The organism is Nocardiopsis sp. NPDC050513 (assembly GCF_044457925.1).
Classification (GTDB): domain Bacteria; phylum Actinomycetota; class Actinomycetes; order Streptosporangiales; family Streptosporangiaceae; genus Nocardiopsis.
The window spans coordinates 260,249-280,979 of record NZ_JBITHK010000009.1; the positions used below are offsets into that span (position 1 = coordinate 260,249).

General features: G+C 73.1%; 23 protein-coding genes. 18 read left to right on the plus strand and 5 right to left on the minus strand.

Going from position 1 to position 20,731, the window contains the following annotated elements; translation table 11 throughout:
- Positions 1 to 2 precede the first annotated feature (2 nt).
- The 12 genes from ACIBFB_RS18490 to asnB all read left to right on the plus strand — a co-directional run bounded on the left by ACIBFB_RS18490 (position 3) and on the right by asnB (position 10,978).
- On the plus strand, positions 3 to 263 hold the full coding sequence (locus tag ACIBFB_RS18490; protein WP_397231582.1) for an acyl carrier protein: 261 nt from the start codon (positions 3 to 5) through the stop codon (positions 261 to 263).
- Complete coding sequence (locus tag ACIBFB_RS18495; RefSeq protein WP_397231584.1) at positions 260 to 721, plus strand: SRPBCC family protein; 462 nt, start codon at positions 260 to 262, stop codon at positions 719 to 721. Before ACIBFB_RS18490 ends, ACIBFB_RS18495 begins: the two co-directional genes overlap by 4 nt.
- 70 nt (positions 722 to 791) lie before the next feature.
- Positions 792 to 1,256, plus strand: coding sequence for an anthrone oxygenase family protein (locus ACIBFB_RS18500; RefSeq protein WP_397231586.1), 465 nt, complete (start codon positions 792 to 794; stop codon positions 1,254 to 1,256).
- A gap of 32 nt (positions 1,257 to 1,288) precedes the next feature.
- Positions 1,289 to 2,038, plus strand: coding sequence for an SDR family NAD(P)-dependent oxidoreductase (locus tag ACIBFB_RS18505; RefSeq protein ID WP_397231588.1), 750 nt, complete (start codon positions 1,289 to 1,291; stop codon positions 2,036 to 2,038).
- Between the two features lie 44 nt (positions 2,039 to 2,082).
- Entirely contained in the window at positions 2,083 to 2,388 is a 306-nt protein-coding gene (locus ACIBFB_RS18510) for an antibiotic biosynthesis monooxygenase family protein (protein ID WP_397231590.1), read from the plus strand.
- Positions 2,385 to 2,702 carry an antibiotic biosynthesis monooxygenase family protein gene (locus ACIBFB_RS18515; protein WP_397231592.1) on the plus strand — a complete coding sequence of 106 codons (318 nt, stop codon included), beginning with the start codon at positions 2,385 to 2,387 and terminating at the stop codon, positions 2,700 to 2,702. Before ACIBFB_RS18510 ends, ACIBFB_RS18515 begins: the two co-directional genes overlap by 4 nt.
- Positions 2,703 to 2,704: 2 nt before the next feature.
- A complete protein-coding gene (locus ACIBFB_RS18520) occupies positions 2,705 to 4,615 on the plus strand; it encodes an acetyl-CoA carboxylase carboxyltransferase subunit alpha (protein WP_397231594.1) in 1,911 nt (636 codons plus the stop codon).
- A complete protein-coding gene (accB, locus tag ACIBFB_RS18525; RefSeq protein WP_397231596.1) occupies positions 4,612 to 5,181 on the plus strand; it encodes an acetyl-CoA carboxylase biotin carboxyl carrier protein in 570 nt (189 codons plus the stop codon). Before ACIBFB_RS18520 ends, accB begins: the two co-directional genes overlap by 4 nt.
- 11 nt (positions 5,182 to 5,192) lie before the next feature.
- Complete coding sequence (locus ACIBFB_RS18530; RefSeq protein ID WP_397231598.1) at positions 5,193 to 6,530, plus strand: acetyl/propionyl/methylcrotonyl-CoA carboxylase subunit alpha; 1,338 nt, start codon at positions 5,193 to 5,195, stop codon at positions 6,528 to 6,530.
- A 25-nt stretch (positions 6,531 to 6,555) separates the two neighbouring features.
- On the plus strand, positions 6,556 to 7,602 hold the full coding sequence (locus ACIBFB_RS18535) for a ketoacyl-ACP synthase III family protein (protein WP_397231600.1): 1,047 nt from the start codon (positions 6,556 to 6,558) through the stop codon (positions 7,600 to 7,602).
- Positions 7,599 to 9,074, plus strand: a complete 1,476-nt coding sequence (locus ACIBFB_RS18540; protein WP_397231602.1) for a peptide MFS transporter — start codon at positions 7,599 to 7,601, stop codon at positions 9,072 to 9,074. Before ACIBFB_RS18535 ends, ACIBFB_RS18540 begins: the two co-directional genes overlap by 4 nt.
- A 44-nt stretch (positions 9,075 to 9,118) precedes the next feature.
- Complete coding sequence (gene asnB / locus ACIBFB_RS18545; protein WP_397231604.1) at positions 9,119 to 10,978, plus strand: asparagine synthase (glutamine-hydrolyzing); 1,860 nt, start codon at positions 9,119 to 9,121, stop codon at positions 10,976 to 10,978.
- A 3-nt stretch (positions 10,979 to 10,981) separates the two neighbouring features.
- Here the strand turns inward: asnB and ACIBFB_RS18550 are convergent, their stop codons facing one another.
- Complete coding sequence (locus tag ACIBFB_RS18550; RefSeq protein WP_397231606.1) at positions 10,982 to 11,929, minus strand: cation diffusion facilitator family transporter; 948 nt, start codon at positions 11,927 to 11,929, stop codon at positions 10,982 to 10,984.
- Positions 11,930 to 12,160: 231 nt separating this feature from the next.
- Between ACIBFB_RS18550 and ACIBFB_RS18555 the strand changes: the two genes are divergently transcribed.
- A complete protein-coding gene (locus tag ACIBFB_RS18555) occupies positions 12,161 to 12,505 on the plus strand; it encodes a calmodulin (RefSeq protein WP_397231608.1) in 345 nt (114 codons plus the stop codon).
- An 8-nt stretch (positions 12,506 to 12,513) separates the two neighbouring features.
- Here ACIBFB_RS18555 and ACIBFB_RS18560 read toward each other — a convergent pair whose 3' ends face one another.
- From ACIBFB_RS18560 to ACIBFB_RS18570, 3 genes are all read right to left on the minus strand, one after another.
- Positions 12,514 to 13,410 carry a phosphorothioated DNA-binding restriction endonuclease gene (locus ACIBFB_RS18560; RefSeq protein WP_397231610.1) on the minus strand — a complete coding sequence of 299 codons (897 nt, stop codon included), beginning with the start codon at positions 13,408 to 13,410 and terminating at the stop codon, positions 12,514 to 12,516.
- A 119-nt stretch (positions 13,411 to 13,529) separates the two neighbouring features.
- Complete coding sequence (locus ACIBFB_RS18565; RefSeq protein WP_397231612.1) at positions 13,530 to 14,231, minus strand: CBS domain-containing protein; 702 nt, start codon at positions 14,229 to 14,231, stop codon at positions 13,530 to 13,532.
- A gap of 103 nt (positions 14,232 to 14,334) precedes the next feature.
- Positions 14,335 to 14,982 (minus strand): class I SAM-dependent methyltransferase, encoded by a 648-nt coding sequence (locus ACIBFB_RS18570; protein WP_397231614.1) that lies wholly within the window; start codon positions 14,980 to 14,982, stop codon positions 14,335 to 14,337.
- A 188-nt stretch (positions 14,983 to 15,170) separates the two neighbouring features.
- Between ACIBFB_RS18570 and ACIBFB_RS18575 the strand changes: the two genes are divergently transcribed.
- The 5 genes from ACIBFB_RS18575 to ACIBFB_RS18595 all read left to right on the plus strand — a co-directional run bounded on the left by ACIBFB_RS18575 (position 15,171) and on the right by ACIBFB_RS18595 (position 19,411).
- Positions 15,171 to 15,614, plus strand: coding sequence for an ATP-binding protein (locus ACIBFB_RS18575; protein WP_397231616.1), 444 nt, complete (start codon positions 15,171 to 15,173; stop codon positions 15,612 to 15,614).
- A complete protein-coding gene (locus ACIBFB_RS18580; protein WP_397231618.1) occupies positions 15,611 to 15,949 on the plus strand; it encodes an STAS domain-containing protein in 339 nt (112 codons plus the stop codon). Before ACIBFB_RS18575 ends, ACIBFB_RS18580 begins: the two co-directional genes overlap by 4 nt.
- 560 nt (positions 15,950 to 16,509) lie before the next feature.
- Positions 16,510 to 17,622, plus strand: a complete 1,113-nt coding sequence (locus ACIBFB_RS18585; RefSeq protein ID WP_397231620.1) for a FecCD family ABC transporter permease — start codon at positions 16,510 to 16,512, stop codon at positions 17,620 to 17,622.
- Complete coding sequence (locus ACIBFB_RS18590) at positions 17,622 to 18,413, plus strand: ABC transporter ATP-binding protein (RefSeq protein WP_397231622.1); 792 nt, start codon at positions 17,622 to 17,624, stop codon at positions 18,411 to 18,413. The genes ACIBFB_RS18585 and ACIBFB_RS18590 overlap by 1 nt, the downstream gene beginning before the upstream one ends.
- Entirely contained in the window at positions 18,410 to 19,411 is a 1,002-nt protein-coding gene (locus ACIBFB_RS18595) for an ABC transporter substrate-binding protein (RefSeq protein ID WP_397231624.1), read from the plus strand. Before ACIBFB_RS18590 ends, ACIBFB_RS18595 begins: the two co-directional genes overlap by 4 nt.
- A gap of 97 nt (positions 19,412 to 19,508) precedes the next feature.
- On the opposite strand, the gene ACIBFB_RS18600 is transcribed toward ACIBFB_RS18595, so the two are convergent.
- Entirely contained in the window at positions 19,509 to 20,531 is a 1,023-nt protein-coding gene (locus ACIBFB_RS18600; protein ID WP_397231626.1) for a pyridoxal-phosphate dependent enzyme, read from the minus strand.
- Between the last annotated feature and the right edge of the window lie 200 nt (positions 20,532 to 20,731).

Consider the following 20,731-nt stretch of genomic DNA (forward strand, 5'->3'; position numbering starts at 1 on the left):
AGATGACACGCTTCACCCCCGACGTCTTCCGCCGGGTCACCCGTGAGTCCGTCGGCGTCGACGACACGGTCGACCTGGACGGCGACATCCTCGACACCCCGTTCCCCGAGCTGGGCTACGACTCCCTCGCGGTCATGGAGATCGCCAACAAGGTGGAGAAGGAGTTCGGGCTCTCCCTGCCCGAGGAGGACCTCGGCGACCTGGAGACCCCGCGCGCCTTCATCGACTACGTCAACTCCCGCATGGAGGTGGTGGGCTCATGAGCGCGCGCACCGAGGCGACCATCGTCATCGACGCCCCCATGGACCTGGTGTGGGACATGACCAACGACGTCGAGTCGTGGCCGCTGCTGTTCACCGAGTACGCCGAGGCGGAGATCCTGGAGCGCCGCGGCGACACCGTCCGGTTCCGGCTCGCGCTGCACCCGGACGAGGACGGCAAGGTCTGGAGCTGGGTCTCCGAGCGGACCCCCGACCGGGAGAGCCGCACGGTGCGGGCGCACCGCGTCGAGACCGGGCCGTTCGAGTTCATGGACATCTACTGGGAGTACCTCCCCGTCGACGGCGGCGTGGAGATGCGCTGGGTCCAGGAGTTCCACGTCAGGGACGAGATGCCCTTCGACGACGACGCCATGGCCGAGCACATCCGCACGAACACCGCCGAGCAGATGCCGCACATCAAGGAACAGGTCGAGAAGGCCGCACGGAACCGGTCCTCCTGAGCGCGCGGCCGACGGCCGCGGCGCCGCCCGGCGTCGGCCACGCCCCGGAGGACTCCGACTGGAGATGACCATGGCCTGGATCCTTCTGCCGCTCGCGATGGCCGGCAGCGGGCTGGTGACGGGGGGCATGATGATCGCCTTCCTCGGCGGAGCCCCGCTCCTGCTCCGCCTCCCCCGGGAGCAGTACGTGCCCGTGCACATGTTCCTGGTCTCCCGCTTCGATCCGTTCATGCCGATCTGCCTGCTCACGGCGCTGGTCAGCGACGCTCTGCTCGTGCTGGCCGCCCCGCACGCGACGGCTCGGGTCCTCGCGGGCGCCGCCGCGCTGCTGCTCGTCGCGGCGATCACCGTGTCCCTCACCAAGAACGTCCCCATCAACCGCTGGGTCGCCCGGCTGGACCCCGACGACCTCCCCGAGGACTGGGAGTCGGTCGACCCGCGCAGACGCTGGCGGGACTGGAACGCCGTCCGCACGGCGCTGGCCGCCGCCGCCCTGGTGTGCAACGCCCTGCTGCTGGGCTCCGTCCTGGCCTGAAGCCCCCCATCACCGACGTACGAGAGGAACCCATGAACGCCTCCCTGTCCGGAAAGAACGCCCTGGTCACCGGTGGATCCCGAGGGATCGGCCGGGCCGTCGTCCTCACCCTGGCCCGGGCCGGGGCCAACGTCACCACCTGCTACCGGACCGAGAGCGAGGCCGTCCGCGAACTGGAGCAGGAGCTCAAGGAGATCCCCGGCGACCACCACGTCGTCCGGGCGGACGTGCGTTCCAAGGAGGACGTGGACCGGCTCGTCGAGGAGTGCCGCACCCGGTACGGCCGCCTCGACGCGGTCGTCAACAACGCCGGCGTGATCAGCCACGTCCCCTACGACGAGCTGGCCGAGGACGAGTGGCACCGCGTCGTCGACACCCACCTGACGGGCGCCTTCCTGGTCATCCAGGCGGCGCTGCCGCTCATGGGCGGGGGCGGGTCGATCGTCAACATCGGCTCGCGCGTCGCCACGGTCGGCATCCCCACCCGTTCCCACTACACGGCCGCCAAGGCCGGTCTCATCGGCCTGTCCCGGTCGCTGTGCAAGGAGCTCGGCGGGCGCGGCATCCGCGTCAACGTCGTCGAGCCCGGCGTGATCGAGACGGAGGAGGCCGCCAAGCTGCCCAAGGAGAAGTACGAGCAGCTCCAGGCGCGCTACCGCCAGCTGACCTCCCTGGGCCGCCTGGGCACCCCCGACGAGGTCGGCGGAGCCGTCCTCTTCCTCGCCAGCGACCTGTCCCGGTACGTCACCGGCGCCACCATCCCCGTCGACGGCGGCATCTAGGACGTGCTCGGCGGACACTCACCCCCACCAACGAGGAGAACCACATGTTCCGTGTCCTGCTGCGCTTCGAACTCAACCCCGGCATGGAGAAGGGGTTCGAGGACACGTGGCTGTCCATCGGCAGCGTCATCACCGACCACCCCGCCAACCTCGGCCAGTGGCTGCTCCGCAGCAGCGACGAGGAGAGCGTCTACTACGTCGTCAGCGACTGGGTCGACGAGGAGAGCTTCCGCGAGTTCGAGCACAGCGACGAGCACGTCCACCACCGGACCAAGCTGCACCCGTACCGGCGCGGCGGCGCGATGTACACGATGAACGTCGTCCACGAGCTGGTCGGGACGCGCGGGTGAGCGGGCGCGCACGGGTGCTCATCTGGCACCGGGCGCCCGACGGGGGCCCCGGCGCGGTCGAGGACGCCTACCGCGCGATCAGCAAGGAGCTGGCCGGGACCCCCGGACTGCTCGCCAACGAGCTGCTGGGCGCGGTGGACGACGCCGGTCGGCTGCTGGTGATGAGCGAGTGGGAGAGCCTCGCCGCCTTCCTGGAGTGGGAGCGCGGCGCGGACCACCGCACGGCGACGGCGCCGCTGCGCCCCTTCCAGGACCGCGAACGCGACCGGTTCTTCGAGGTCTACGAGGTCCGGGACGCGTTCGGCGGGGAGTGACGATGGCGACGCCGAGCGACCACCCGGCCCCGCAGGGCCCGCGGCGACGCCTGCTGGCGGGGCTGCGCTGGGCCGGGTGGGCGCTGGCCGCGTACGGCTGGCACCACTCCCCGACCCCCTACGGTCCGGGGGCGGCCGAGTTCGGCCTGCCCCCGACCGGTCCGCCCGCCCCCGACCGACCCCCACGGCAACGACGCCCCCGACGGCCCCCACGACCGGCGGAGGGAGGAGTGGACATGACGGAGACGATCGAGCCCACGGCCGCGGCCACCGACTGGGTGACCTGCGGCCGCTGTTCCGCGCTGCTGTACGCCAAGAGGTTCCGGCGCGACCTCGGGGTGTGCTCGGAGTGCGGCCACCATTCCCGGCTCACCGCGCCCGAGCGCCTGGCACAGCTCCTCGACGAGGGCTCGGCCACGCTCTTGACCAGCCCGAACCCGCCCGAGGACCCGCTGGACTTCGCCGACCTGCGGCCCTACGCCGACCGGCTGCGCCAGGCCCGCGCGGACACCGGGATGGACGACGCGCTGCTCCAGGCCACGGGGACGGTCGAGGGGCATCCCGTGGTCGTGTGCGTCCTGGACTTCGCGTTCATGGGCGGCAGCCTGGGCACGGCCGTGGGCGAGGGCGTCGCCGACGCCGCCGAGACCGCCCTGCGCACGCGCACACCGCTGGTCCTGGTGACCGCGTCCGGCGGGGCGCGGATGCAGGAGGGCGTCCTGTCCCTGCTGCAGATGGCCAAGACCAGCCAGGCCCTGGCCGCCCTGGACCGGGCGGGGGTGCTCACGGTCTCGGTCATCACCGACCCGACCTACGGCGGCGTGGCGGCCTCGTTCGCCACACTGGCCGACGTCATCATCGCCGAGCCCGGAGCGCGCATGGGCTTCGCGGGTCCGCGCGTCATCGCGCAGACCATCGGGCAGTCACTGCCCGAGGGCTTCCAGACCGCCGAGTTCCTGCTGGGCAAGGGCCTGGTGGACGACGTCCGCCCGCGCGCGGAGCTGCGGTCGACCCTGGCGAGCCTGGTGCGGGTGGCCAGGCCGGACCGCGGGTCGGACCCGGTGCCGGACACGTTGATCCGCCGGTTCGAGGACCTGCCCGAGCGCGACGCGTGGGAGTCGGTCCGCACCGCGCGGCACGAGAACCGGCCCACCGCCCTCGACTACGTCTCCCACCTGTTCGACGGCTTCCAGGAGCTGCACGGGGACCGGATCGCGGGCGACTGCCCGGCGATCGTCGGCGGGATGGGGCTGCTGGACGGGCGCACGGTCATGGTCATCGGCCACCAGAAGGGCCACACCACCCGGGAGCGCGTCGCCCGCAACTTCGGGATGCCCACCCCGGACGGGTACCGGAAGGCGGCCCGGCTCATGCGGCTGGCCGCCAAGCTGCGGGTCCCGGTGGTGACGCTCATCGACACCCCGGGCGCGTACCCGGGCATGGAGGCCGAGGAACGCGGGCAGGCGGTGGCGATCGCGGAGAGCATCCGGTTGATGTCGCAGCTGCCCGTGCCGGTGGTCAGCGTCGTCACCGGCGAGGGCGGCAGCGGCGGCGCGCTGGCCCTGGGCGTCGCCGACCGCGTGCTGTGCCTGGCCTCGGCGGTCTACTCCGTGATCAGCCCCGAGGGCTGCGCCGCGATCCTGTGGCGCGACGGCGCCATGGCCCAGGACGCCGCGGCGGCGCTGCGCCTGGACGCCCGCGAACTGCTGCGCATGGGCGCCGTCGACGCGGTGGTCCCGGAGCCGGGCGAGGGCGCGCACACCGATCCGGTGGCCGCCGCCGACCTGCTCCACGAGGCGCTGCGCACGGCCCTCGCCGAGCTGGACGGCCGCTCGGAGGACGAACTTCTGCACGAGCGCAGACAGCGCTTCCGCGACATCGGAAGGAACCCGATCAGGAGGTCGGCACGGTGACCGAGACAACCATCAGCCACACCGCGCGGGACGCGGACGGGGCCGCTTCCGCGGCGGACGGAGCCCCGTCCGTCGCGGACGTGTGCCGTCAGGCGGCCGCGCTGGTCCGCGACACGCACGGGCCGCTGCGGCGGCTGACCGTGCGGTCCGGGCCGACCGTCGTCGAACTGGAGTGGGCCGGAGCCCCGGGGGAGGTCGCGGCCCCGGTTCCCGAGCCCTCCGCCGGGCAGACGGTCCAGGCCGCCGGAGCCGCTGCCGCCCACGCGGGGACCGCGCCCGGAACCGGAGCGGCGAGCGCCGCCGCGGACGGCGTCCGGCACGTCGCCGCCGTCATGGTCGGCACCTTCTACCACGCGCCCGAACCCGGGGCGGCCCCCTTCGTCAGCCCCGGAGACCTCGTCGACAAGGGGCAGCAGATCGGGATCCTGGAGGCGATGAAGCTGATGAACCCGATCGAGTCGGACGTGCGCGGGCGGGTCGTGGAGGTGCTCGTCCCCGACGGGACCTCCGTCGAGTACGGGCAGCCGCTCATCGCCGTGGCGCCCGAGCGTTCCGAGGAACTGTGAGGGAGGCGCACGTGATCGGCAGCATCCTCATCGCGAACCGGGGCGAGATCGCCCTGCGCGTGGCCCGCACCTGCCGCGAGATGGGCATCCGCACCATCGCCGTGTGCTCCACCGCCGACCGCGACTCAGCCGTCGCGCGGTTCGCGGACGAGACCGTCGTCATCGGCCCGGCGCCCGCCCGGAGGAGCTATCTCAACATTCCGTCGATCATCGAGGCGGCGGCCCGGACCGGCGCCCAGGCCGTGCACCCGGGGTACGGGTTCCTGTCCGAGGACCCCGACTTCGCCGAGGTCTGCGCGGCCAACGGGCTGACCTTCGTCGGGCCCCGGCCCCAGGTCATGGCCGGTCTCGGGGACAAGGCCGGGGCGCGCGCCCTCATGGAGCGGGCCGGGTTGCCCGTGCTCCCCGGCAGCCGGGTGCCGCCGCCCAACGCGACCGCGGCCAAGGAGGCGGCGGACGCGATCGGCTACCCGGTGATCGTCAAGGCCGTGGCGGGCGGCGGCGGGCGCGGGATGCGCGTCGTGTACGACCCGCGCGACCTGCCGCGCGCCTTCCGCGAGTGCGTGGCGAGCGCCCGCGCGGTGTTCGGCGACGGACGCGTGTACCTGGAGCGCTTCGTGGAGTCCGCGCGCCACGTCGAGGTGCAGGTCCTGTGCGACGAGCACGGGAACGGCGTGCACCTGGGGGCGCGGGACTGCTCGGTGCAGCGCCGCCACCAGAAGCTGGTCGAGGAGACCCCGGCGCCGGGCCTGTCGCCCGGGACGGTGGAGCGCATGTGCGAGGCGGCGGTGCGGGGCGCTCTGGCGGTCGGGTTCACCGGCGCGGGCACGTTCGAGTTCCTCGTCGACGGAGAGGAGTTCTTCTTCATCGAGATCAACTGCCGCATCCAGGTCGAGCACCCCGTCACCGAGATGGTCACCGGCGTGGACCTGGTGCGCGAGCAGATCCGGGTGGCCTCCGGGATCCCCCTGGAGGTGGACGCGGTGCCGCTCGACGGCGCGAGCATCGAGTGCCGGATCAACGCCGAGGACCCCCGGCGCGGCTTCGCGCCCACGCCCGGCACGCTCACCGAGTTCCACCCGCCGGGCGGCCCGTTCACGCGGGTCGACACGCACGCGTACCCGGGATGGACGATCACGCCCGACTACGACTCGCTGTTGGCGAAGGTCGTGGTGTGGGCGCCTGACCGGAGGGCGGCGATCGCCCGGATGGACCGGGCGCTGAGCGAACTGCGGGTGTCGGGACCGGGCGTGCGCACGACCGCGCCGCTGCTGCGCGAGGTGCTGGCCGACTCGCGCTTCGTGGGAGCCAAGCACGACACGTCGCTGCTCCAGGACATGTTCCCTTGACGGATCGGGCGGAAGGGAGTGCGCGGTGAGGTACGCGCGGATGTACGTCGCCGGGACGGGGCGGTGGCTGCCCCCGACAGTGCGGGTGGAGGACGCCGTCCGTGACGGTTGGTGTCGGAGCAGCGACGTGTGGCGGACGGGGATCGAGTCGGTCAGCGTGTCCGAGGACGCGTCCGGCCCGGAGATGGCGGCGCGGGCCGCACGGGCGGCGCTGGCGCAGGCGCAGGTCGACCGCGCCGACCTGGTGCTGCACGCCTCGACCTACCACCAGGGCCACGACATGTGGGCGCCCGCGTCCTACGTGCAGAGGGCCGCCCTCGGCGGGAGCGGCTCCGCCGGGCACGGCCCCGCGTTCGAGGTCCGCCAGCTGTCCAACGGCGGGCTGGCCGCGTTGGAGCTGGCCGCCGGGTACCTGTCTGCGGGTGGGGGGCGCTCCACGGCCCTGCTCACCACGGGCGACCGGTTCTGCCCGCCCGGCTTCGACCGGTGGGCGACCGACCCCGGGACGGTCTACGGCGACGGCGGCACCGCCCTCGTCCTGTCGGGCCGCCGCGGGTTCGCCCGACTGGTCAGCCTGGTCACCGCCTCCGACCCGGGTCTGGAGGGCATGCAGCGCGGCCGTCGGCCGTTCGGGGCCGCGCCGCTGGAGCACGGGACGCCCGTCGACGTCGACGCCGCCCGGCGCGGGTTCGTCGCCGACCACGGGTTGGACGCGGTCCTGGAGCGGATCGACGCCGGGCAGGAGGCGGCGCTCGACCGGGCGCTGTCGGAGGCGGACCTGAAGATCGAGGACGTCGCCCGGTTCGTGCTGCCCCATCTGGGACTGGCCCGGATGCGGGCGCACTTCCTCAACCGGTTCGAGATCGACCCCGAGCGCACCACGTGGGAGTGGGGCCGCCGGATCGGGCACCTGGGCGCGGGCGACCAGTTCGCGGGCCTGCACCACCTGGTGGCCTCGGGCGGTCTCCTGCCCGGCGAGCGGTGCGTGCTGGTCGGCGTGGGCGCGGGGTTCACGTGGTCGGTGGCGGTGGTGGAGCTGCTGCACCGCCCCGAGGGGGGTCGGGGCCGGTGACCGCGAACGCCCCCGGGCGGACCCCGGCCCGCGCACGGACCTTCTTCGGATACCCGCGCTGGTTCGGGACGCTCTTCGTCGTCGACATGTGGGAGCGGTTCAGCTTCTACGGCCTGCTGGCGATCCTCTACCTCTACCTGGTCGCCGACCCCGGGGGCGGCGGCCGGGGGATGGCGGACGGGAGCGCCGCCGCCCTGGTCGGGGTCTACATGGCGCTCGTGTTCATGGCGTCCCTGCCGGGCGGATGGGTCTGCGACCGGTTGCTGGGACCGCGCCGCTCCACACTGTGGGGCGGGGTGCTCATCATGTGCGGGCACATCGCGCTCGCCGTGCCGGTGGGCCCGACGCTGTACGCGGGACTCGGGCTGGTGGTGGTCGGGACCGGGCTGGTCAAGCCGAGCATGGCCGCGATGGTCGGCCGGATGTTCGAGGGCAGGCCGGAGCGGCGGGAGGCGGCGTTCTCCGTCTTCTACGTGAGCATCCAGGTCAGCGCGCTCTTCGCCCCGCTGATCACCGGGTACGTGGCCGAGCGGATCGGCTGGCACCTGGGGTTCGGGGTGGCGGCGGTCGGCATGGCGTTCGGACTCGTCCACTACGTGCTGGGCCTGCGCGGGCTCGGCGACGTGGGGGCGCGGCCGGGCGACCCCGCCTCGGAGGAGGAGCGGCGGCTGGTCCTGCGGCGGACGGCGCTGTGGGGCGGCCTGCCCGGCACGGCGGTGGCCGCGGGCCTGCTGACCGGTGTGCTGACCGCCGAACGCGTGCTCATGCTGGTCGGGATCGGGGTCCTGGCGGTCCCGGTCGTCTACTGCGCGCGGCTGCTGCGCCGCCTGCCCAGGGACGGGGACGACCGGACCCGGATGGGCGCGTTCGTGTGGATGCTGTCGGCGTCGGCGGCGTTCTGGCTGCTGTTCGCGCAGGGTCCTGCGCTGCTCAACCTGTTCGCCCTGGAGTCCGTGCGCCGGACGGTGGCGGACTTCCTGGTCCCGGCGAGCTGGTTCCAGTCGGCGCAACCCCTGTTCCTGCTGCTGCTCGCACCGCTGTTCGCGGCCCTGTGGGTCCGGCTGGGGTCGCGGGTCGGCCCGGCGGTGAAGTTCTCGGGCGGCCTGCTGTTCGGGGGCGTGGCGTTCGCGGTCATGGCGGTGGCCGCGCTCGGCGCGGAGGCCGGGCCGGTGTCACCCCTGTGGCTCCTGGGCGTGTACCTGCTGCTCGTGGTCGGTGAGCTGGCGGTGGCCCCGGTCGGGCTGAGCCTGGCCTCGCACGTGGCTCCGCGCGGGTTGGACGGGCAGGTCCTCGGACTCTTCTGGCTGTTCGCGGCGGTGGGCGCGGCCCTGGGCGGACAGCTGGCGCGGCTGGTCGACGTCATCGGGGAGCCCGCCTACTTCGCCGCCCTGGGCGGACTCGGACTGTTCACCGCGGTCGCCGCGTGCGCGGCGCGGCGCGGGCTCCAGCGGCGCCTGGCCGCCGGTCGGTAGACGACGGCGGGCGCCGGTCCGCCGAACGAAGCGAAGGGAACGACATGTCGGCGATAGCGGGCTGGGTGGACCACGGGCGCGACCTGCGGCGTGAGTGGTCGGTGATCAGGGCGATGACCGCGACGATGGCCTGTCGGGGGCCCGGGCACGAGGCGGTGTGGCACTCCGAACGCGCGTTGCTGGGCCAGCGCGGCGTTCCGGGCGCGGACGCGGGCGAGGGCCCGCCGCTCGCCGTCGAGCGGGACGGGCGCACCGCGGCCGTGGCCGTGCTCGACGGGGAGGTCTACAACGCGGACGAACTCGCGGGTGAGCTGGCCGGGCGCGGGCACCGGCTGACCGGCGGCGGGCACACGGAGATCGTGGCCGCGGCGTACCTGGAGTGGGGCGCCGGATGTGCCGAGCGGCTGCGGGGGATCTACGCGTTCGCCGTATGGGACGTGCTGCGCGGTGAACTCCTCCTGGTCCGCGACCGCCTGGGCAACAAGCCGCTGTTCTACCTGCCCGGCGGTCACGGGGCGCTGTTCGCCTCCGAACGCAAGGCGCTGCTCGCCCACCCCGGCACGGAGAGCGCGGTCGACCTCGACGGCCTGCGCGAGATCCTGTCGTACGCGGGAACCCCCGGCCACGGGATCTTCCGGGGGATGCGCCAGGTACGCCCGGGTCACCTGGTGCGTGTGGGGGCCGACGGTGTCCGGGAGGAGCGCTACTGGTCGCTGGAGGCCGTTCCGCACACCGACGACCACGACACCACCGTGGCCACCGTCCGCGCGCTGCTGGACGACGCGGTGGGCGAGCAGACCGGCGGCCCCTCCCCGGTGGGGATGATGCTCTCCGGCGGGCTCGACTCCAGCGGGGTGACCGCGCTGGCCGCGCGGCGGCTGGCCGACCGCGGCGCGGGGCCGCTGCGCACGTTCTCGGTGGCCTTCGGCTCGGAGGAGGACTTCCAAGCCGACGAGGTGTGGAGCACGCCCGACGCGCCCTTCGTCCGGGAGATGGTCGCGCGGGTCGGGGCCGAGCACACCGACATCGTGGTCGACACCGCCGACCTGCTCGACCCGCTGGTCCAGCGCAACGCGCTGCGGGCCAAGGACGTGCCGAGCCCGCTGGGGAACATGAACACGTCGCTGTACGTGCTGTGCCGGGCGGTGCGCGGGCACACCGACCTGGCGCTGCTGGGCGACGCGGCCGACGGGGTGTTCGGCGGGGTGATGTGGCTGGAGCACGAGCAGCTGCTGCGCGCGCCCACGTTCCCGTGGATCGCGATGGCCCGGTGGACGGGGGCGAAGCACGGACTGGGCACCGACCTGCTCGCACCGGACCTGCTGGAGTCGCTGGACATGGACGGGTACTGCGCCGAGCGGTACCGGGAGACGATGGCGCGGGCGCCGCACCGGCCGGACGAGTCCGAGGTCGAGCGGCGGATGCGCGACGCCTGGTACGTCAACGTCACGAACTGGCTGGAGACGCTGGTCCCGCACAGCGAGTCGATCGCCCAGTCCGTCGGGCTGTCCCTGCGGCTGCCCTACTGCGACCACCGGCTGGTGGAGTACGTGTACAACGCGCCGTGGTCGGTGAAGTCCTTCGACGGGCGGGAGAAGAGCCTGCTGCGCGCGGCGCTGGCCGACGTGCTGCCGGCGTCGGTCCTGGAGCGCCGCAAGTCGCCGTACCCGGTGGTGCAGGACGCGGTCTACGCCGAGGAGCTGTGCGGGCGGCTGCGGCGGATCCTCGACGACCCCGGCGCCCCGGTCGCCGACCTGGTCGACCGGGACGCGACCGCCAAGGTGGCCGCCGAGCCCGGAGCACTGGTCTCCGGGCGCGGCGTGTGGGTGGCCCGCACCCACGCGGAGATGGTGATCCAGCTCAACACGTGGCTGGAGGTGTACGGGGTGCGGTTGCGGCTGTGACCCCTACTCCTGCGAGGCGGTCTCCTCGGCGGTCCGGAGCGAGCGCCTGAGGTCGGGCTCGATGTAGATGAGCGTCGCGATCGGGACCTCCTGGCGCACGCGCGCCTCGGCGGCGTCGATGGCGCGGGCGACGCGGGCCGCGTCGTCCTCGCCGTCGACGGCGACCTTGGCCGCGACCAGCAGCTCCTCCGGGCCGATGTGCATCGTGCGCATGTGGATGACGGAGTCGATGTCCTCGGTGGAGGCGATCGCGCTCTCGATCTGGCGGACGTGCTCCTCGGTGGCGGACTCGCCGACCAGGAGGCTCTTCATCTCGACGGCCAGCACGACGGCGATCGCGACGAGCAGGAGGCCGATCGCGGCGGTGCCCAGGCCGTCCCAGACGCCGTTGCCGGTGATCAGGGTCAGGCCGACGCCGATGAGGGCGAACACCAGGCCGAGGAGGGCGCCCGCGTCCTCCAGGAGGATGACCGGCAGTTCGGGCGACTTGGAACGGCGGATGAAGTCCACCCAGCCGGCCTTGCCGCGGACGGCGTTGGACTCCTTGATGGCCGTGCGCATGGCCATCGACTCCAGGATGATCGCGACCACCAGGACGAGGACCGGGACCCAGCGCCAGTCCTCGATCGGGTGCGGGTCGGAGATCTTGTGCCAGGCCTCGTAGAGCGCGAACAGTCCGCCGACGCTGAACAGCACGATCGCGACGAGGAAGGCGTAGATGTAGCGCTCGCGGCCGTAGCCGAAGGGGTGCGCGGCGGTGGCGTCGCGCTTGGCCCGCTTGCCGCCGAGGAGGAGCAGGCCCTGGTTGCCGGAGTCGGCGACGGAGTGGATGGACTCCGCCAGCATGGAGGAGGAGCCCGTGAGCAGGAACGCCACGAACTTGGTGACGGCGATTCCGAGATTCGCCCCCAGCGCCACCACGACGGCCTTGGTACTTCCTTCAGCAGCCACTGTGCTCTTCTCTCTGGATTCTTCCGGGTCAGTCAGGGTCGCATCCTAGCGATGCCGGGTGTCGCGGGTCGTCCCGGAGGTGAACGGACGCCGCACCCCACGCCGATGGAGCGCGACCGTCGGCGACAGCGCGATCGCGCGATGTAGTCTCCTGATCAGCGTCCGCCCCGCGTACGCTCAGCGCCTCCCGGTGACGGACCCGACCGTATCCACGCATCCGAGGGGCTCACCATGGCCGATGCCGCCTACTTCGCGTTCCAGTACTCCGGGCACAGCGAGTTCGTCTTCGAGTTGACCAACGAGAAGCGGATCGCCCACGCCCGCAGGATCGTCTCCGGGGACGAGACGACGAGGGTCAACGTCAAGGGCACGATCATCAGGAAGCGGGTCGACTACAACCCCGGCTGGGACTTCCACCTCGATCCCGCCAGCATCTCCTTCTTCCAGCGGGACATCGAGGTGTGCGACGCCCACCCGGCCTACGTCGGCGAACACCTGGACGTCGTCGGCGCCGGCTTCCTCCCCGGCTCGATCTGGTGCCCGCGGGAGGCCAGGGTCGTCCGCGAGGTCGGCTGACTCCCCTCCTACCCCGCCAGGGCCAGGTGGTCGCCGCGGAAGACCTCGCGGCCGTGCCAGTCGGCGTGGTCGGGTTCGACGGCCGGGTCCGCGCCGCTGGGACGGTTCAGCGGCCGGCCCGCCAGCGAGGACACGAGCCGCTCCGAGGACGGGGAGCGCCCCTGGAAACGGGTGGAGACGGCGACGGTGTGGTCGCGCGCGAGCCCGAGGACGCCCTTGTCGAACAACCGGTGGTGGATCGAGCACAGGCACAGGCCGTTGCCGAGGTCGTCGGGGCCGCCGAGCGCCCACCAGCGCACGTGCGCGGCCTCCAGCGCCACCGGACCGCCGTCGATCCACCCGTCGTAGCCGCAGAAGGCGCACCGGTGGCCGTAGGCGTCCAGCACCAGGTCGCGAAAGCCCGGGTCGCGCCGTCCCGCGGTGAAGCGGACGCCGCCGTGCCGGGCGGTTCCGCTCTCCAGGTCGAGCCCGGCGAGCGTGCAGATCTCCGCGTGGAGGGAGGGCTCGAAGTTGGCGTCGAGCAGGTAGCGCGCGATGCGGGTGGCCAGACCCGGGTCCCGCGACAGGGCCGTGGACAGCTCGGGGCTCAGGCTGCCGCGCGCCTCCTCGCCCCGCAGCCGGGTGGCGGTGTCGGCGTCGCACTCCTCCCCGTCCACGGTGGTGACCCGCCACAGGCCGTCGCTGGCCAGGTGGTGGAACGGGTAGGCGGGCGACGTCCGCCGGGGAGGCCCGAACTCCCGGAGGAGATGGGCCAGATGCCGCTCGGCCTCGCTGTAGGGGATCGGGCGGGCACCGTGGCGCTGGTGGTGCCCGAGCGCGTAGAGGATCAGGAGGGGTTTGTGGGGGGCGCGGTAACCGTTGCGGGTCCAGCGTCTGATCGCCGCGACCCGGTCGATCCAGTCCATCCCGCGACCCTAGCGTGTCCGGGTCCGGACGCGGAGGGTGAGCGGCGGCCCCGACCGCCGTGCCGGCGCCGGCCCCGGCGGATGACGAGCCGGGGCCCTCGCCGCGCTTCCGGCGGCGGTTACGGGGTCACGGAGCGCCAGCGGACGTGCTCGGGGACGACGTCGTCGACGTGCCAGTCGAGGTCGGAGTCGACGGAGACCACCCCCTCGACCCGTTGGGCGCGCCGGACGAGCTCCTGTGCCTCGCTGCGCAGCCGCACGGTCCCGGTCAGGTGGACGACGCCGTCGGAGACCGTCGCGGTCGGCTCCTCGTCGCGCGCCCGGTTCAGGACCTCGGTGATCTCGCCGCGCACCTCGTCGCCGATGTCCGCGTCCCCGCGCAGGAACACCCGCAGCAGATCGGACCGGCTCACGATCCCGACCAACCGCTGCTCCTCGTCCACCACCGGCAGGTGCTTGATGCCGCGCCGCTCCATCAGCCGTGCCGCCTCGACCACGCTGCTGTCGGGCCCGACCGTCACGGCGGGCCGCGTCATGAGTTCGGCGGCGCTGTTGGCCTCGGCCTTGTCCCGCGCCGCACCGCCCACTCCCAGGCGGGCGCGCAGCCGGGCCCGCGGCGGCGGGATGTAGTCACCGCCCTTGAACTCCTCCTTGTGGAGGAGGTCCTCCTCCGAGACCACCCCGACCACACGCCCCTCGGCGTCGATCACGGGCAGCGCACCCACGCGGTGGGCGACCAGGATTTCGAGGACCTCCCGGTAACCGGCGTCCTCGGGGACGGAGACGACCTCGGACGTCATGACGCTGCGGACCGTACTCATCACGGACCCCCCTTGTCCGTCGGGCCGCCGCCCCCGCGCGAACACGGGCGCGCGGCCGTCGAGTCCACCTCCAGGCTACTCCCGCGTGGTCGGGGGCACCGGATCAATCCTTGCGCAGGACCCACTTGTCCCCGTCGACCTCGGGATCCTGCCCGATCGTCGCGCCGAACTCCCGCGCGGCCGTCCTCACTCCGGGGCAGTCGGGCCGGAATCCGTTCCCGATCAGCGCGCCCCCGTCGCGCACGAGCGTCCAGTAGTCCTGGATGTCGGTCAGCACGTCGCGGTACTCGTGACCGGCGTCGAGGTAGACGATGTCGCAGCGCACCCCCTCGCGGGTGAGGATCCTCGCGGCGTGCGCGCTCGTGCACGGGAACGGAGTGATGATCTCCTCCAGCCCGGCGTGCACGACGTTGGCCAGGAACTGCCGGTAGATCTGCGGGTGCCCGAACTCCAGCCGCAGTTCGGACCGCTGGCGCGGCAGCGTCCAGTGCTCGGCGCCGCCCAGGAAGCTGTCGACGCAGAGGATCTCCGTCGTCAGCCCCAGGCCGCGCGCCACCCTCGCCATGTGCATGGCGGACGCGCCCGTCCACGTGCCCACCTCGACGATCAGCTCCGGCGACAGCCGGGAGATCTCCCGGGCGAACACCGGGTGGTCGGAGCCCGGCCCCTTCGGGTGGAACCCGATCCCCTCGGCGAGGAATCGCTCGTAGGGGGACGTCTCGTGCAGCAGCGACATCACTTTCTGGACCATGAGCGGGCCCCTCTCCGTCGTCCGGCGCCGACGAGGCGCAGGATTAATCACACAAGGTGATACTTTCAGAACTCATAGTAGCCATTGTCCGACCGCCACGCAGGACTCCGTGAGTGACCGATCGATGACACACAGTGGTGTTAGAGTCGGGGCGGTCCGATGGCCGGCTGCCCGAGAACGGAACGCGAGTGGATCGACTGCGGCTGCCCTCGACGCTGGCGAGCGTGGAGGCGGCGGAGGAATGGGCGTGGCGGATCGCCGACGCCTCCGGACTGGACGGCGACGGACGCCACCGGCTCGGGCTCGCCGTTCGCGAGGCGGTGGCCAACGCCGTCCTGCACGGGAACCGGTCCGACCCGGGAAGGTTCGTCGACCTCCGCCTGCGCGAGGAGGGCGACCGCCTGAGGGTCGAGGTCGGCGACGACGGGGAGGGGTTCACCCCGTCCGCCGCCGTCGACCGGCCCGACCACCGGGCGCCGGTCGACCTCTCCCCCTCCGGCCGGGGGGTCGCGATCATCCGCCGTCTCGTCGACGAGTTCACCGTCACCCGTCGGCACACCCCGCCCGGGACCGTGGTGGTCCTGGGGATGGCACGCGGCACCGCCGCACCACATGGAAAGGGACACCGTTGAAGATCGACAAGCGCGCCTCGGACGGCGTCAGCATCCTCGACCTCTCCGGAAGGCTCGTCATCGGGAACGGCGGCGTCGAGCTCCGTGAGTCGGTCCGGGATCTGTTGGAGACCGGCGAGAACAGGGTCCTGCTCAACATGGAGGCCGTCTCCTCCATCGACAGCTCCGGTGTCGGCGAACTCGTCTCCGCCTACACGACCGCCTCCAACCAGGGCGGGCAGCTCAAGCTCCTCAATCTGCCGCCCCAGTTGCACGACGTGCTCGTCATCACCCGGCTGGCGAGCGTCTTCGAGATCCACGACGACGAGGCCGAGGCCGTCGACAGCTTCAGCTAGGCGACGGAAGGGCGCCGGGACGCGGCCCGAGGGTGGCGCCGCCGTTCTCCGCGGCGGAACCCCGGTGCCGGCGCGAGGCCGGGGGTCGGCGGAGCACGGCACGCCGGGCCTCGGCCGGCTCGTTCCCGCGTGTCAGGCGACGCCCGTCGGGCGGTCCGCGCGCGGGCGTCGACGCATGCGCCTGAGGGCTCCCGAGCAGCGGTCCGGGTACGCGCGGGTCCGGCATCGTCGGCGGTGGAGCCCCGCCCTCGGCGGACCCCTCTTCCCACCCCGATCACGGCCGCCCCGGCTCCGGCCCCTCCGTGGCCGCTCCCTCCTCGGCGGAGCCCCGCACCCGCGCATCGGCGCCGCCGCGCCAGACCCGCACCGAATCACGGGGGTCTCCTCACCTGGGGCTTGACAGAATGATTATCATTTTCATTGTCTCTCCCGCTTCACCCCTGCCCGGGGGAGAGGACCGCCCCCGTCGTGCCTCTCCCCCGCCAGCCACGCCCCCGTGAACCCCGGCGCCGGTCCCCGACCGCCGGCCGCTCCCCCGTCCGAGAAGGAAGGTGCGCCCCGTGGCGCGGACCGCAGCCCCGCCCCCGACCACCCCGCCGCTGACCGCGGGCCGCCCCCCGGCCCCGCGCACCGCCCGCCGCCTCACGGGCACCGCCTGGACGGTCACCGCCCTGTCCGTCCTGCTCGCCGTCTCCGCCGTGCTCGCGATCGGCCTCGGTTCGGCGGTGGTCGCCCCCCTCGACACCCTGCGCTACCTCTGGGCGGGCACCACCGGTGACCTGATCGGCGCCGACGAGGTCACGCGCTACCAGATCACCTGGCAGCTGCGCACTCCCCGGGTCCTCCTCGCCGCGACCGTCGGCGCGGGGCTGGGCGCGGTCGGCGTGGCCGTCCAGGCGCTGGTCCGCAACCCGCTGGCCGACCCGTTCATCCTCGGCGTCTCGTCGGGGGCGTCGGTCGGAGCCGTCGCGGTGGGCGTCTTCGGCGTCCTGGGCTCGCTGGGGATCTACGCGGTGTCGGCGGGAGCCTTCCTGGGAGCGCTCGGCGGCACGGTGCTCGTCTACCTCGCGTCCCTGTCGGCGGGCGGCATCACGCCGCTGCGCCTGGTCCTGACCGGGGTGGCCCTGTCCTTCGGCTTCCAGGCGGTCATGGGCGTGATCGTCTACTTCGTCCCCGGCAACGAGGCCACCAGCACCGTCCTGTTCTGGACGATGGGCAGCTTCGGCGCGGCCACCTGGGGGTCCCTGCCGCTGGTGCTGGCGGTCGTGGTCGCGGGCATCGCGCTGCTGTCCTCGGCCAGCCGCCGCCTGGACGTCATGACCCTGGGCGACGAGACCGCCGCCAGCCTGGGCGTGGACACCGACCGCCTGCGTCGGGGACTGTTCCTCCTCACCGCCCTGATGACCGGCGCGATGGTCGCGGTCAGCGGCGCGATCGGGTTCGTCGGCCTGGTCGTCCCGCACGTCGTGCGGATCGTCGTCGGCGCCGGCCACCGTCGGGTCCTGGCGGTCGCTCCGCTGGTCGGCGCGGTGTTCATGGTCTGGGCCGACCTGGTCGCGCGGGTGGTCGCCGCCCCGCGCGAACTGCCGTTGGGCTTCATCACCGCCCTGGTCGGCGTCCCCGTGTTCATCCTCCTGCTGCGCCGCAGGGGCTACCTGTTCGGAGGCCGCTGATGGATCTGCGCATGGACGGGCTTTCGGTCAGCGTCGGCGACGCGGAGCTGGTGCGCGAACTGTCGTTGGAGGTGCCCAAGGGACGCGTGGTAGGTCTGGTCGGCCCCAACGGCTCCGGTAAGTCGACCGCACTGCGTTGCGTCTACCGGGCGCTGCGGCCCTCGCGCGGCACCGTGTGGCTGGACGGTCGGGACCTGGGCGGGCTGCGCCCGCGCGAAAGCGCCCGGTCCGTCGCCGCGCTCACGCAGGAGGGCGGCAGCGACCTGGACTTCACCGTCGCCGAGATCGTCGCGCTGGGGCGCACCCCGCATGCGCGGGGCAACCGGCCCCTCGACGCGCGCGAACGGGAGCTGTGCCGATCCGCGATGGAGCGCGTGGACGTCGCCCACCTCGCCGACCGGGGCGTGCTCTCACTGTCCGGAGGGGAGCGCCAACGCGTCCTCGTCGCGCGCTGCCTCGTGCAGGAACCGCGGGTCCTCGTCCTGGACGAGCCGACCAACCACCTCGACGTGCGGCACCAGATCGGACTGCTGTCGCTCGTGCGGAGCGCCGGGATCACCGTCCTGCTCGTCCTGCACGACCTCAACCTGGCCGCCGCGGTGTGCGACCGCATCGGCGTCCTGTCGGAGGGCCGCCTGGTCGCCTCGGGAACCCCCCGGGAGGTCCTCGTCCCCGAGCTGATCGAGCGGGTCTTCGGCGTGGCCGCCACGGTCGTCCCCCATCCCCTGACCGGCGACCCCCAGCTCCTCTACACCCTCAACCCCGACGCACCAGAGGAAGGCACCACATGAGCCACCGATTCGGCCGACCACTGCGCACGCCCGCGGCACTGGGCGCCCTCGCCCTCCTGACCGCGGGCTGCGGAGCCCAGGTCGAGGGCGCCGACGAGGCCGCCGCCGAGACCGTCACGGTCAACCGCTGCGGCGAGGAGGTCGCGTACACGACCCCGCAGCGCGCGGTGGTCTACGAGGGAGGCAGCGCCGACAAGATGTTCGCGCTCGGCCTGACCGACCACGTGCACGGCTACGTCCTGCCGCCCGCCAACCCGCCGGTCTCCGAGTCCCCCTGGGCCGACGAGTACGAGCAGGTCGAGTTCCTCAGCGACGACCTGCTCAACCGCGAGCTCGTGGTGGACGCCGAGGCCGACTTCGTGCTCGCCGGATGGAACTCGGGCTTCAGCGACGAGCGCGGGATCACCCCCGAGATCCTCGACGAGCTGGGCATCCAGAGCTTCATGCACGCCGAGTCCTGCTACAACTACCCGAACTTCCCCGAGCGCCACACCCCGTTCGAGGGCCTGTACACCGACCTGGAGCGGCTGGGCCGGATCTTCGGCGTCGAGGAGCGGGCCGAGGAGCTCGTGACCGGGTACCGCGAGCGGGTCGAGGCCGTCCGGGAACAGGTTCCCGAGGGCGACCCGGTCCCGGTGTTCCTCTACGACTCGGGCACCGACCAGCCGTTCACCGCGGCGGCCCAGGTCCCGGCGAACGACATCATCGAGTTCGCGGGCGGCGAGAACGTCTTCGGCGACCTCGACGAGCGGTGGACTCAGGTGGGCTGGGAGGCCGTCGTGGAGGCCCAGCCGGAGGTGATCGTCATCTTCGACTACGGGGACCAGCCCGCCGAGGAGAAGATCGAGTTCCTGCGGGAGTACGAGGCCACCGCCGACCTGCCCGCCGTGCGGAACGACGACTTCTACGTCCTGGACTACAACGAGGGCATCTCCAGCCCCCGCAACATCGACGGTCTGGAGGGCTTCGCCGAGTACCTGCGCGGACGGGACGCGTAGCGACGAGGCCGTGGCACGGGCCCGTGCGGAGTCGATCCGCGCGGGCCCGTTCGCGACGGGAGCGGAGTCCGCCCGGCCGTGCGGTCGGGCGGTCCGTTCAGGCGGTGCGGTCGAACTGGGCCTGGCGCGGCGCCCCGGCCCGCCGCCACTCCATGCGCGCCCAGGGCAGCTGGAGCTCGGAGGTGTCGGCGATGTCCAGCGGTTTGAGGTCCTCGACCGCCTCGGCCTCCCGGTGCCGGGCGAACACCGAGTCGGTGTACCGGTGGCCGGTGTCGGCGGCGACGAACACCACCGTGCGGCCGGGGTCGAGTTCCAGCTCCCACCGCGCGGCCAGGTAGGCGGCCCCGCTGGAGAGTCCCGCGAACACGGCGTGCCGCCGCAGCAGGTCGACCGTCCCGGCCAGGGCGGCCTGGAAGCCGGTCCAGTGCACGGTGTCGTAGAGCGTGTGGTCGACGTTCCCGAACGGGATGGCGCTGCCGATGCCCGCGATGATGATGTCCCGGTCGGGCACGCCGTCGCTGGCGAAGGTGACACTGCCGAACGGCTGCACGCCCACGACGCGGGTGCCCGGGTCGCTCTCGCGCAGGCAGCCGCCCAGCGCCCCGCTGGAGACGCCGGTCCCGACACCGCACACCAGCGTGAGGGCGCCGCCCCCCGCCTCGCTGCGGACCGTCTCGGCGACCTCGCGGTACCCCAGGTAGTGGACGGGGTCGTGGTACTGGCGCATCCAGTGGTAGTCGGGGTTCTGCGCCAGGATCTCCCGGACGCGGCGGACGCGGCGGTTCTGGTCGAGTCTGAGGTCGTCCGTGGACTCCATCTGCTCCAGGTGGACGCCCAGGATCTCCAGTTGCGCGCGCAGGGTGCGGTCCACGGTGGTGGAGCCGATGATGCGGCAGCGCAGCCCGTACCGGTGACAGGCCAGGGCGAGGGCGTGGGCGTAGACACCGCTGGAGCTGTCGATGACGGTGTCGCCGGGGCGGACGGTCCCGGTCTCGATGAGGCGGCGGACCGCGGCCAGGGCCGAGACCACCTTGAGGGTCTCGAACCGCAGGCAGAGGAGGCCGCCGCCGAGGTCGATGAGGTCGGGTCGGCCGATCGCGTCGGACACGTGCTCGTCCACGGTCGTACTCCTTTGAGGGTGGGGTGGCGGGGGGGGGGGGGGGGGGGGGGGGGGGGGGGGCCCCCCCCGGGGGGGGGGGGGGGGGGGGGGGGGGGGGGGGGGGCCAACCCGGGCGAGCGGTACGAGGGGAGTGGCCGCCCGCCCGGGGGTGCGTGCCGGGAGTGCTGTGGCGGGTGCGCTACATGAGCGACGCCCACTCG